Annotated in this window: 13 protein-coding genes; 4 read left to right on the top strand and 9 right to left on the bottom strand. The window is 34.1% G+C overall.

Going from position 1 to position 13,215, the window contains the following annotated elements; genetic code table 11:
• Positions 1 to 18: 18 nt before the first annotated feature.
• The 3 genes from ACQQ6V_RS01020 to ACQQ6V_RS01010 form a co-directional block, all read right to left on the bottom strand.
• The gene (locus ACQQ6V_RS01020) at positions 19 to 1,110 is read right to left on the bottom strand and encodes an MBL fold metallo-hydrolase (RefSeq protein ID WP_448843737.1); all 1,092 of its coding nucleotides are present in this window, start codon (positions 1,108 to 1,110) and stop codon (positions 19 to 21) included.
• Positions 1,107 to 1,463 carry a hypothetical protein gene (locus ACQQ6V_RS01015; RefSeq protein WP_448843736.1) on the bottom strand — a complete coding sequence of 119 codons (357 nt, stop codon included), beginning with the start codon at positions 1,461 to 1,463 and terminating at the stop codon, positions 1,107 to 1,109. Before ACQQ6V_RS01015 ends, ACQQ6V_RS01020 begins: the two co-directional genes overlap by 4 nt.
• A gap of 231 nt (positions 1,464 to 1,694) precedes the next feature.
• Entirely contained in the window at positions 1,695 to 2,261 is a 567-nt protein-coding gene (locus ACQQ6V_RS01010; protein ID WP_448843735.1) for a TMEM175 family protein, read from the bottom strand.
• A 280-nt stretch (positions 2,262 to 2,541) separates the two neighbouring features.
• Here ACQQ6V_RS01010 and thrS point away from each other — a divergent pair, with 280 nt between their 5' ends.
• From thrS to rplT, 4 genes are all read left to right on the top strand, one after another.
• The gene (gene thrS / locus ACQQ6V_RS01005; protein ID WP_448843734.1) at positions 2,542 to 4,479 is read left to right on the top strand and encodes a threonine--tRNA ligase; all 1,938 of its coding nucleotides are present in this window, start codon (positions 2,542 to 2,544) and stop codon (positions 4,477 to 4,479) included.
• A 75-nt stretch (positions 4,480 to 4,554) separates the two neighbouring features.
• Positions 4,555 to 5,085 (top strand): translation initiation factor IF-3, encoded by a 531-nt coding sequence (gene infC / locus ACQQ6V_RS01000; protein WP_448843733.1) that lies wholly within the window; start codon positions 4,555 to 4,557, stop codon positions 5,083 to 5,085.
• Between the two features lie 345 nt (positions 5,086 to 5,430).
• Entirely contained in the window at positions 5,431 to 5,628 is a 198-nt protein-coding gene (rpmI, locus tag ACQQ6V_RS00995; protein WP_027384637.1) for a 50S ribosomal protein L35, read from the top strand.
• 116 nt (positions 5,629 to 5,744) lie between these two features.
• Complete coding sequence (gene rplT, locus ACQQ6V_RS00990) at positions 5,745 to 6,089, top strand: 50S ribosomal protein L20 (RefSeq protein ID WP_448843732.1); 345 nt, start codon at positions 5,745 to 5,747, stop codon at positions 6,087 to 6,089.
• An 80-nt stretch (positions 6,090 to 6,169) separates the two neighbouring features.
• Here the strand turns inward: rplT and ACQQ6V_RS00985 are convergent, their stop codons facing one another.
• From ACQQ6V_RS00985 to atpH, 6 genes are all read right to left on the bottom strand, one after another.
• Positions 6,170 to 8,020 (bottom strand): T9SS type A sorting domain-containing protein, encoded by a 1,851-nt coding sequence (locus ACQQ6V_RS00985; protein WP_448843731.1) that lies wholly within the window; start codon positions 8,018 to 8,020, stop codon positions 6,170 to 6,172.
• A 113-nt stretch (positions 8,021 to 8,133) separates the two neighbouring features.
• Positions 8,134 to 8,430: an ATP-dependent Clp protease adaptor ClpS gene (locus ACQQ6V_RS00980; RefSeq protein ID WP_448843730.1), complete on the bottom strand. Its 297-nt coding sequence runs from the start codon at positions 8,428 to 8,430 to the stop codon at positions 8,134 to 8,136.
• Positions 8,431 to 8,452: 22 nt separating this feature from the next.
• Positions 8,453 to 9,814: a hemolysin family protein gene (locus tag ACQQ6V_RS00975; protein ID WP_448843729.1), complete on the bottom strand. Its 1,362-nt coding sequence runs from the start codon at positions 9,812 to 9,814 to the stop codon at positions 8,453 to 8,455.
• A 317-nt stretch (positions 9,815 to 10,131) separates the two neighbouring features.
• Entirely contained in the window at positions 10,132 to 10,995 is an 864-nt protein-coding gene (atpG, locus tag ACQQ6V_RS00970; protein ID WP_448843728.1) for an ATP synthase F1 subunit gamma, read from the bottom strand.
• Positions 10,996 to 11,080: 85 nt separating this feature from the next.
• A complete protein-coding gene (gene atpA, locus ACQQ6V_RS00965; RefSeq protein ID WP_448843727.1) occupies positions 11,081 to 12,658 on the bottom strand; it encodes a F0F1 ATP synthase subunit alpha in 1,578 nt (525 codons plus the stop codon).
• A gap of 17 nt (positions 12,659 to 12,675) precedes the next feature.
• The gene (gene atpH / locus ACQQ6V_RS00960; protein ID WP_448843726.1) at positions 12,676 to 13,215 is read right to left on the bottom strand and encodes an ATP synthase F1 subunit delta; all 540 of its coding nucleotides are present in this window, start codon (positions 13,213 to 13,215) and stop codon (positions 12,676 to 12,678) included.

The raw sequence follows: 13,215 nt of genomic DNA, 5'->3' as shown, positions 1-13,215 counted from the left end.
AATATTTTCATTAGAGAATCAAGCCTGCCACCACTCATTAAAGGTTTGAGTCGTATCGTTTAACAATAGTTTTTCACCAATCATCGGTGTATAGATTTTAAAATCTTTTCCTTGGCTATTTTCTACAATTTTATCCAAAGGTTCTGTCCAAGTATGCATGGCTAAAGAGAATTTTGAAGAATGCACGGGCAGTATATTTTTTGCACCTAGATCCTCAATAACTTTTACTGTTTCTTCTGGTAATGTGTGGATATAATGCCAACGCTCGTTATATTGACCATTTTCTAAAATTGCCCAATCAAAAGGACCATATTGATCGCCAATCGTTTTGAAATGCTTACCATAACCACTATCACCACCAATAAAAATCGTTTGATGATCCGATTTCAAAACATAAGATGACCAAAGCGTAATATTTCTTTTGAAACCTCGTCCAGAGAAATGTCTCGCAGGCGTAGAAGTGACGCCGAATCCATTGTCTAAGGTCGCATTTTCATACCAATCCAATTCTATCAATTGATCTACAGAAAAGCCCCAATACTCAAGATGTGCGCCTACACCGAGAGGACAGATTATTTTTTTGATTTTAGATTTCAAAGATTTTACCGTTTTATAATCCAGATGATCGTAATGATCGTGCGTAATCACAAGATAATCTAACTCAGGAAAATCGTTGTAATCATAAATATCTGCACCGTCAAAGGCTTTGGTTGTGCCGTAGATTGGTGAGGCATTACCACTAAAAACAGGATCTACCAAAAACTTCTGACCTTCTAACTGAAAATAATAAGAAGAATGTCCCATCCAGACCAAAAAATCATCTTTAGAATCCTGAATTTTTAAATCGGTTTTTTTAGTATTTATGGGTTTTATTGGAACTTTATTGGGTGTTTTTACAGTAAAAAAATCCCACATAACTTTCGGCATGTTGTAGCCTTCCCCGAAATTAGGAGTTACTTCTAAATTCTGAAATTTTTCGTTTTTAAAATGAGGTGATTTTTTAATTCTTTCTAGTCGATTACCTTTGGCTTCAGCACCAAAAATTGGCTGTTTCATAAACAGAAAGACCGCTACGACTACTGCAAAAATAAGAATGAAAATAAATGTCATGTGTTATAAATAGGGTTTTTGACCAGCAAAATCCAATCGTCTTCCAAATATTTATAACCTTGGTCATAGACATACCGATAATCTGCGCCGTTTTTGTAAACTACAAATTGCGTAAAATAATCGAAACTGAATCCCAATGTTGTTAATTTTGATTTTTGAACTTTTGTTTTGCCGTCCGTGTTAAGTTCTGCCAAGATGCGATAATTCTTACGAAGTTGATGATTGATACTTCGCATGAGATTAGTACTGTCTTTATTAATCCTATTATTATAGCTATTTCTACAAGCGTCAGAACAGAATTTTTTATCAGATCTACCAATTAATTTGTCGCCACATTCTGGACAGATTTCCATAGATTAAATGATTCAGTTAACAAAAATCAAATATTATTCCTAAAATTAATTGCGACAAGACGACCGATTTTTATTTCAACTAAAACAGAAAAACAGTCTTAAAAAAACAATTGATCCTACAATACGTCACAAAAAATTTTATAATTAAATTTAGATAAATTATTTCTATTAAAATCAAAAAATACCTTCATATGTTTGAAGGTATTTTTATATATACTTTGTGCGCAGCAATTAATGTTCTTCTAATCTTCTATCTGGTATAACCCAGACAAGTGCAACAGAATAATAAAATACTAAAGCCAGATAAGGATAAAAAAATGATGCGCCAATCCCCGCTAGATACAATAATAGCGATAATTTCTCTTTGTTGCCTGCTCCTATTGCTTTTGCAAAATCTGACTCATTTCCTTCCTTTTTCTTAATATTATAAGAAAGTACAGAATATGATATTGCATTTAGAATTAAAGCTAATCCGTAGAAAATTGTGGTATTCTTTTCAAAATCATGTTCTCCCATCCATGCTGTAGAAAATGGTGTTAAGGACAAAGAAAACAAGAAAAATAAATTACTCCACATAATCTTACCATTAATTTTGTTTGCTCCATTTAGTAGATGGTGGTGGTTATTCCAATATATACCAACGTAAATAAAGCTAAGAACATAACTCATAAACTTTGGAATTAATGCAATTAAAGCACTCCATTCTGTAGATTCTGGTACTTTGAGTTCTAATACCATTATAGTGATAATTACAGCAATTACACCATCACTAAAAGCTTCCATTCTGCCTTTTGTCATTTATATTTTTTTTGCAATAGTAAAAATAATAATTGATTTATTATAATAATTACAATTTAAAAAATCATAAAAAATAATCTCACTTCATAATTTATAAATACAAATCTCAATCGAGTAAAATTAAATCCTAAATTAGAAAACAACAATCAACTAAAATAATCTAATAACAATTTTCTTAAACCTCATTAATGAATTATAAACAATATGTACCATTATAAAAATAATGATTAAGCCTAATTATCATTGAAATTTTCGTAAATTTGCAACTTAATTTTTCTATATGTTAAAGATTACACTTCCTGATGGTAGCATCAGAGAATATGAAGGAGTAGTAACTCCGCTTCAAGTTGCGCAAAGTATCAGTGATGGATTAGCAAGAAATACCATCTCTGCAATCGTTAATGGGACCCAGACCGAGGTTGACACCCCTATTACGACGGACTCTACCGTGCAATTATTGACGTGGAACGACGATATGGGAAAAAAAGCATTCTGGCATTCTTCTGCTCACCTTCTAGCGCAAGCTATTATGGAATTTTATCCTGAAGCCAAATTAACTATTGGTCCAGCGATAGATAACGGATTCTATTACGATGTAGATTTTGGAGATCAAGCATTATCCGAAAAGGATTTTGAAAAATTAGAAAAGAAAATCTTAGAAAACGCTAAGAAAAATTCAACATTTCAATTAAGAGAAGTTTCTAAAGCAGATGCCTTAAAAGAATATGCGGATAATCCTTTCAAAACAGAATTGATTGAAAATCTACCAGATGGTGAGATCACTTTTGTTACACATGATAACTTTACAGATCTTTGTAGAGGTGGTCACATCCCAGCGACGGGCATTGTAAAAGCTATTAAAATACTTAATGCTGCAGGTGCTTACTGGAGAGGTGATGAGAAAAACCCACAATTAACAAGAGTCTATGGTATTTCTTTCCCGAAACAGAAAGAATTAACAGAATATCTTGAAAGATTAGAAGAAGCAAAACGCAGAGATCATAGAAAACTAGGTAAGGAAATGGGGATTTTCACCTTTTCCGAAAAAGTAGGTGCAGGCTTACCATTGTGGTTACCAAAAGGCGCTGCATTGAGAAAGAAACTAGAGGATTTCTTATCTTCTGCTCAGAAAAAACAAGGTTATGAATTTGTAATTTCACCACATATCGGTCACAAAGACTTGTACGTAACATCTGGTCATTACGAAAAATATGGTGCAGACAGTTTCCAACCAATAAAGACACCGCACGAAGGTGAAGAATTTTTATTAAAACCAATGAACTGCCCTCACCACTGCGAGATCTACAAGTCTCAACAATGGTCCTACAAAGATCTTCCAAAGCGTTTTGCAGAATTTGGGACAGTTTACAGATACGAACAAAGTGGAGAACTTCACGGCTTGACAAGAGTTAGAGGTTTTACGCAAGATGATGCGCATTTATTCTGTACACCAGATCAACTTCATGAAGAATTTGAGAAGGTTATCGATTTGGTATTATACGTTTTCGGATCTTTAGGGTTTGAAGATTTTACGGCTCAGATATCATTAAGAGATCCAGAAAACAAGCAAAAATACATCGGTTCTGACGAAAACTGGGAAAAAGCAGAAAATGCAATTATCAACGCGGCAAAATCTAAAAATCTAAGAACAGTTACAGAATATGGCGAAGCTGCTTTCTATGGCCCAAAATTAGATTTCATGGTAAAAGACGCCTTGGGAAGAAGCTGGCAATTAGGGACTATCCAAGTAGATTATAACTTGCCAGAACGATTTGACCTTTGGTATAACGGTAGCGACAATGACAAGCACAGACCAGTAATGATCCACCGTGCACCATTTGGCTCTATGGAGAGATTTATTGCTATTTTGATAGAGAACACAGCGGGAGATTTCCCTCTATGGTTGAGTCCAGAGCAGTTTATCATCCTTCCTATCAGCGAAAAGTACGTAGATTATGCAAAAAAAGTTTCACAATTATTAGAAAAACACGATATTTGTGGTCTAATTGACGAAAGGAACGAGAAAACAGGTAAAAAAATCAGAGATGCTGAATTGAAAAAAATACCTTTCATGCTTGTTGTAGGAGAAAACGAAGCCAATAGCGACAGTATTTCTGTTAGAAGACGTGGCGAAGGTGATCTTGGAGCAATGGGGATTGAAGACTTTATCAATTACTTTAAAATAGAAAGCCAGAAAGGCATAAAATCTTTTGATTAACAAAAGGTTATTAGTAAAAATATTAATTAAAAACTTAAGACAATAGCACTAAGAAGAAACAACAGCAGAGGTCCAATGCGACGTCCCGTACAAGAGGACTTGCATCAGATTAACGGAAAAATCCGCGCGAAAGAAGTACGCCTTGTAGGTGACAACGTAGAGCCGGGTGTATATCCACTAGCTAGAGCCCAGCAGATTGCCGACGATCAAGAATTAGATCTTGTGGTAATCTCAGACAAATCCGAGCCATATATCGCTAGGATTCTTGAATATAAAAAATTCCTTTACGAACAGAAAAAGAAACAAAAGGAGTTAAAAGCTAAGCAAGTAAAAGTTGTGGTAAAAGAGATCCGATTCGGGCCTCAGACTGATGACCACGATTACGACTTTAAAAAGAAACATGCTGAAAAATTCTTAGAGGAAGGATCTAAATTGAAAACTTATGTTTTCTTTAAAGGTAGATCTATCATCTTTAAGGATCAGGGTGAAATCTTATTATTGAAACTTGCACAAGAGTTAGAGCACGTTGGTAAAGTAGACCAATTGCCTAAGTTGGAAGGTAAGAGAATGATTATGATGATGAGTCCTAAAAAACCAGCTAAGTAACAGATTGAAAAGAAATAAGCATTAACAGCTTTTTTCTTCTAAATATTAAAAGAGATTTTTCGGGGTCTCTTTTTTTTTGGTAGATATACTATCGAAATGTGGAAAATATTTTGTAATTTTGCATCTCTTTAGCGTATAGTATGATAGCGTGAGGGATAGTAGCGGATACCCCGCAGTGAGGTTGCAAAGCATAGCGAAGCCATCCGAAACGAGGAGTATGAGCGAATAGCCCGACCTAAGGAAGCGAATGAAACATCGTGGAATGAGAGACCGAAAGGACACGCCCAGATATAAAAGCGCTACGCTGGAAATAATATTGATAACAAATACATAAAAAGCAAAACAATGCCAAAATTAAAAACGAAATCAGGTGCTAAGAAGCGTTTTGCTCTTACCGGAACTGGAAAGATCAAAAGAAAAAATGCTTTCAAAAGCCACATCTTGACTAAAAAAGAAACTAAGCAAAAGAGAAATCTTACGCAAACTTCTTATGTAGCTGCTGTGGACACGAAAAGTGTTTTGAGACAATTAGCTATTAAGTAGTTTTTATAATCCTATATTCGGTTTATAAGAATTAAAAAATTCAACAAAATTAACCCTGAAACGGTGCAACTAAGTGCAATATTATTGCCGCCCTTTTCAAAAAAACAATTAAAATTATGCCAAGATCAGTAAACGCTGTAGCGTCTAGAGCGCGTAGAAAAAAAGTAATGAAACTGGCTAAAGGTTTTTTCGGTAGAAGAAAGAACGTTTGGACTGTTGCTAAAAATGCCGTGGAAAAAGCAATGCAATATGCTTACCGTGGTAGAAAAGAAAAGAAAAGAAACTTCAGAGCACTTTGGATTACTCGTATTAACGCGGGTGCTAGAGAGCACGGAATGTCTTACTCTCAGTTTATGGGAGCTCTTAAGAAAAACAACATCGAGCTTAACAGAAAAGTTCTTGCTGACTTAGCAATGAATTACCCAGAAGCTTTTAAAGCTGTTGTAGATCAAGTAAAATAATTAATCACTTTTTGTTATCAATATAAAAAATCCTGAACCAATGGTTCAGGATTTTGTTTTATATGTTATCTATAATATTTTTATTCTTTGATAAACTTTTGAGAAATACCTTCTGCTGTTAATAGATAAACACCTTTTGGTAAATTAGAAACATTAATTTGGTTTTTACCATTCTTTATTGTCGTTGTTAATACCTGGCGACCGTCTAAAGAAGTAACAGTGGCTTTGCTATCTTTATTAGCATCCAATGTAATATTCAAAATGTCTTTTGTAGGATTAGGGTAAATTTTAATTTGATCTTTTTTGATGTCATTAACTGCTAAATCTTTACAAATATAATTTGCCATTGTATAACCTGCTGTAATCATTTCTTGATTAATAATCTTAACATCTTCACAACTAAATCCAAACTTACCGTTCATATCAATAGCTGCTTGTCTCACAGCCTCTGCTGCAGTCTGCTGATTAGCAGAAGAATTAGTTAATGCCAAACCTTCTAAGAAAATACGATCGGTTTTTTCTTTACCTATTTTATCATATATACGCATTAAGGCAGTTGCCCATATCTGGCCATTGATATGAATATAATTATCATTGTTAATATTACTTGTAGGATACTTTGCACTATAATTAGTTATACGACCTGACCAAAAAGGATTATGTCCATCCCAATTAAACACCCAATTATACTCTGGAGCACTAGAAGGCCACTGTTTAAGACTTCTCTTATAGGACATCGCCCAATAATCACCCGAACCTTCTCCCAGTCCTTGCTTGCTTGATGATTTCAATCCTGTAATCCAATGATGAATCCCGTGTCCCAATTCATGTAAAATAACATCAGCATCTTCACCATCATCTACTCCACCTTGGCCAAAAGTAAGATACTGCCCGCCAGGAAAGAAAGCAGAATTCTCAGCACCATTTTGACCATGAGGATCAAACTGAACGGCTCCACCGTTAACAGTAGGCTTACAAGCGATACCTAAAGTCTCATTGATATAAGCCATGCTCTGATGGAAATGGAAAAAGATATTAGCCGCCTCAAAGCCTAATTGACTTCTATTAAATAAAAAGTCTGGAGAAGATTGCGTAAATAGACCAGTAGCTGGTGATTGAAGCTCTTTGATTTCAGCGTATTTACTCTTAAGTTTATAAACACCATTAAGCAGCTCAATTTCAGGCAAGTTAACTAGGCTTCTAGCCGCATCAAGACTTGCATTAGTCGCATCATTATTGTCAACATATTGCCCACCATACTTTACACCCGCTACAGAAAGTGGATCTGGATTATAGATATAAGCTGTTCCAGTAGCTTTCAAAGAATTATTTTTAACTGTTACTTTTTTAGGTTTTTCATCATGTTTTTTATGACGATATACAGCAATATCTTTAATACTAATTACTTCCTTTGTATGTGCATCTACAATTGTTTCCCAAGAGCCTGCTTTTTCATAAGAATCTATTACAACTCTATAGACTAACCTTGCTTCTCCATCTTCTGTATTATAAACGTAAAGTTTGTTGTCTTCAAATATAATATCACCTTTTGGCTGAATAGCTTCTTTAGCAATATCAAAAGCAGATGAAAGAGATACTTTAGGATTAGTATCAATAGAAATCATTTTTTTTGATACTGGTGCATCTGCGGTGTAGGTAACATTATCCTCATTATTAAAATGAACTACAATATCACCCTCAAAGATTGGCACACCATTAATAGTTTGTTCAAATCTAAGCGTCTCTCCTGTAGCACTGCTTCGGGAATTATCCAGCTTATATTTAGTATTCGGATTAAAGTTAGCTTTAGATGCATTACTATTTGTAATCCATTCTCTTGCTTTTGTTTCGAGCCTGTGTGTCTCCTGCGCATAAATAGACGAAAATGTCAACGCAAATGACAACAGTAATAAGTTGTTTTTTAATTTCATAATAATTAATTGTGATTATTTTTATGAATCTAAAATACAAATTAATTATATTAAACAACAATTACATTTTAAAAAAATCATTGCATTGCAATTTTTAACGCAAGGCTAAGACATTATAGTATTTCGCTAGTTAATCCTTTATCAAGAAGACTCTTATGAATTGGCTTAAGTAAATCTAAAGAACCCGTTTTAACAGTACATTTACCTTTCATATGAACTAATAACGTGCATTGTTCGGCTTGTTCTAAAGTATGTTTGCAGATTTCTATTAAACATTCTATTACAAAGTCAAATGTATTAACATCGTCATTATATAGTATAACTTTATAGACTTCGTCTACACGATCTAATAAAGCGATATCTTCTTCTTGCTGTCTATTAGGATTATCGTATGCGTGTGGATTATGCATGATTTTGTAAAATTTAAGAAGCTTATTTATCGATTATATCGTCTATCAAATCGCTCACAGGATTAGAACCAAGATATTCTAACTCTACAACTTCGACGCTTTTATTTTGCATTTTCAAAATTTTAAATCGATAATCGCTAATTTCAAATTCTTGATTTTCTTCTGGTATATCCTGTAACTCGTGCATTATAAATCCAGCTAAAGTATTATATTCTCCTTCTTCTGAAACAGAAAACTCTTTTGGCAAGCATTCATTAATTTCTTCTAAAGGTTGAGTAGCTTGTACCCAAAAGGTCTTCTCTCCTACTTGGTCTACAATTTTTTCTTCCTCATCTTCTTCATCCTGAATCTCACCAACTAATTCTTCTAAAATATCTTCTAATGTGATAATACCTTCGGTCCCACCAAACTCATCAATAACGATAGCAAGGTGCTGCTTCTTTAGCTGAAAAACCTTTAGAAGATCAGATATTTTTTTACTTCCTACCACAAAAAATGCGTCTCTCATCAATCTCTTCAGATCATCATGAGATAATTCTCCTTTGCTTCTGATATATTCTCTTATAATCTCCTTAGTATAAAATATACCTATAATATTATCGATTGATCCTTCGTAAACTGGGATACGAGAATAGCCGCTATCCATTAATTTATTGATAATATCTTCTCTATCATCCTCTATATCGACAGACAAAATATTCTGACGAGGAATCATAATTTGTTTAGCACTATGATCTGTAAAATCAAAAGCATTCTTGATAATTTCGTAGTTCTCCTCTTCAATTTCTCCACTATCAGCACTTTGTTTTACCAACAGTTGTAATTCTTCTGTAGAGTGGATATCATGTTCTGAAGCAGGATGAATTTTTATTAATCTTAAAAAACTATTGCTAATATTATTCATTAACCAGATAAAAGGCTTGAAAACATTATAAAATATTCTAAGTGGCGTAGCTATAAAGAATGTTGTTGCCTCAGATTTTCTAATTGCAATAGATTTTGGAACTAACTCACCAAAAACAATGTGCATAATTGTAATTAGCAAGAAACTACATACTACAGATATGGTTGTTACAGTAGTTGGAGAAATCGTTAGAGAGAAATATTTAAATAAATCTTCTATAATATGATGCAAAGCACTCTCTCCTACCCAACCTAATGCTAGTGATGCTAGCGTGATACCAAGCTGTGTGGCAGATAGATATTCATCCAGATGTTTGATAATATGCTCAGCTTGCTTTGCCATGCTGTTACCTTCTGCAGCCTTCAGCTGGATCTGAGAATAACGTACTTTTACGATTGAGAATTCGGCGGCTACAAAAAAGCCATTAAGAAGCACTAAAAATAGCGCAATAAGAAGTTTGATTAAACTATCGGGGTCCATTTAATAAATTTCAGGATATATTCTTACAAAGATATATATTTTTTACGACATCATTATTGATGATTATCATTAAATATAAAAACAAAAGATAGAATTGATAAAAGATATTATAAATAAGAATTATCAATGAGTATTAATATAGTCCTAAATCCAATTAAAAACTAGAATTATTAATACAACAACGTTATATACTACATTATAATCATAATATAAACTACGATAAATATAATATAAGAATTAACGTTTTAGAAAACATAAAAAAGCATCGAAGACTTATCTCCGATGCTTTTTCTAACTAACTATTAACTTTAAATTTTTTAGCTACCTTTAAGCGCTTCTGCGCCAGATACTATTTCTAAAATCTCATTGGTAATGGCTGCTTGACGTGCTTTGTTATAGAAAATCTTAAGATCATTTCTAAGAGCTTCGGCATTATCCGTCGCTTTGTGCATTGCAGTCATTCTAGCACCATGCTCTGAAGCTACAGAATCCAAAATACCTTTATAAACTTGCGTTTTAATGGATTTTGGGATCAATGTATCTAGTATTTCTTTGCGACTAGGTTCGAAAACGTAATCCACATTAATACCAGTTTCTTTCTTCTCAGGAATTGCAATTGGCAAGACTTGTTCTGTAACAACTTCTTGTGTAGCAGCATTAATGAATTTATTATAAACTAAATAAACTTTATCAAATTTACCAGCTGTATAATCATCCATTATTTTTTGAGTCATATTAGCAACATTCTCAAAAGAAAGATTATCAAACAAAGAACTATGGTTTTCAAAAACATTTCTGCTTCTTCTCACGGCATCATAAACTTTTTTACCAATGGTAAGAATCTCAATCTCGTGACCTTGATTATCGGTAATCTTACTATTAAGTTCTTTAATAACTGAAGAGTTAAAAGCTCCTGCCAAACCTCTGTTAGACGTTACAACAATGTAAAGTACTTTCTTTACTTCACGTTGTACCGCTAATTCTGAGATATTCTCAGAGTCAGAGCTAGAACTAACATTTTCTATAATTTCTTGAAGCTTTTCAGAGTACGGTCTAAGCATAACAATAGCGTCTTGTGCTTTCTTTAGTTTCGCTGCCGAAACCATTTTCATTGCACTTGTAATCTGCATTGTAGATGCAATGGATGTAATCCTGCCTCTAATTTCTTTTAAGTTTGCCATTATTTAACAGTGTTTAGTGTCTGGTACCTAGTGTTTAGTTTAAGAAAAATCTATAAACCAAACACTAAATACTATAAACCAAATATTAATTATATTTTGAGGTAAGATCAGCAGCAACTTGCTTTAAAACATTAGTAATATCATTATCGATTTTACCAGCTTTAAGAGAAGCCATAACCTCTGGATGCTTATTCTTTAAGAAGTCAATATATTCTACTTGGAATTCTTTAACTTTCTTGATAGGAATATTTCTCATTAGATTCTCTGTACCTGCATAGATCATAGCAATCTGAGTTTCTACAGGAAGTGGAGAGTTAACTGGTTGCTTAAGCAATTCTACGTTTCTTTCACCTTTAGAGATTACTGCTAAAGTTGCAGCATCTAGGTCAGAACCGAATTTAGCAAAGGCTTCCAATTCTTTATATTGAGCTTGATCTAACTTCAAAGTACCAGATACTTTTTTCATAGCTTTGATCTGAGCGTTACCACCAACACGAGATACAGAAATACCTACGTTAATTGCTGGACGAACCCCAGAGTTGAACAAGTCTGACTCTAAGAAAATCTGACCATCTGTAATAGAAATTACGTTAGTCGGGATATATGCAGATACGTCACCAGCCTGAGTTTCGATGATTGGAAGTGCAGTTAAAGAACCACCACCTTTCACGATTGGCTTTAATGAATCTGGAAGATCGTTCATCTGTCTTGCGATGTTGTCATCAGCAATAACTTTTGCCGCTCTTTCTAATAATCTAGAGTGAAGATAGAAAACGTCACCTGGATAAGCCTCACGTCCTGGTGGTCTTCTCAATAGTAGAGATAACTCACGGTAAGCTACAGCTTGCTTAGATAAATCATCATAAACGATTAATGCAGCACGACCAGAGTCTCTGAAGAATTCTCCGATAGATGCACCCGCCATAGCAGAATAAACCTGCATAGGAACTGGATCAGAAGCATTAGCAGCTACAACAACTGTGTAAGCTAAAGCGCCTTTATCTTCAAGAGTTTTAACGATTTGAGCTACAGTAGACGCTTTTTGTCCGATAGCTACATATATACAATATACTGGCGCACCAGCATCATAAAATTCTTTTTGATTAATAATGGTATCAATAGCAACGGTAGTTTTACCAGTCTGTCTATCACCAATAATTAATTCTCTTTGTCCTCTACCAACAGGGATCATAGAGTCAATCGCAACAATACCTGTCTGTAAAGGTTCTGTTACTGGTTGACGGAAGATTACACCAGGAGCCTTTCTTTCTAATGGCATCTCATAAAGATCGCCCGTGATAGGACCTTTACCATCAATAGGATTACCTAATGTATCTACAACTCTACCCAACATACCTTCTCCAACTTTGATAGAAGAGATTCTTTCAGTTCTTTTAACTGTGTGTCCCTCGCTTACCAATTTGGATTCACCAAGAAGTGCCACACCTACGTTGTCATCTTCAAGGTTTAATACGATACCTTCAACACCACCTTCGAATTTTACCAATTCGCCGTATTGTACGTTTTCTAACCCGTAAACACGAGCGATACCATCACCGATAGAAAGTACAGTACCTACTTCTTCTACGTTAGATTGCGTATCGAAATTTGCTAATTGTTGCTTCAGTATCGCTGATACTTCTGCTGGATTTATTTCTGCCATTTTATGGTTGTTTTGTCTTAATTAAGTTGAAATTCTTTTTTAATATGATTAAGCTTACTTTTAACCGAAGCATCAATCTGTTGGTCACCAACTCTTAGGATATAACCTCCAAGAATTTCGGGTTTAATTGTTGTTTCTAAATCAAAATTTGCATTATGACTAATCATACCAGAAGCCTTGATGATATCTGTAATTGTTTCTTGAGACAAAGCAGTTGCTGTCACTAATGAAACTCTCTTAGTACCTTTTTGGTCTTCTACTTTATTGATAAACGCTTGAGCAATGTTTTTAAGTTGAGACTCTCTACCTTGCTTAATGGTTAATTTTATTAAGTTTTGTGCTACTGGAGAAAACGCTTTGAAGATATCATCCGCAACAGAAATTTTCTTTTTTGCATCTATAAAGGGCGTGTTAAGAAACTGATTAAGCTCTTTAGACTCGGTCATAATCTTCACCACGTCTTTCATCTCATTAAAGACAACCTCCGTGTTACCAGCTTCTGTGGTGAAGTCTAGTAATCCTTTAGCATATCTTTTTGCAACTTTAGATGTTGACAT

The organism is Chryseobacterium electrogenes, assembly GCF_053553015.1.
The sequence above is the reverse complement of the archived record's forward strand: the minus strand, read 5'-3'. Positions and strand labels throughout refer to the sequence as shown.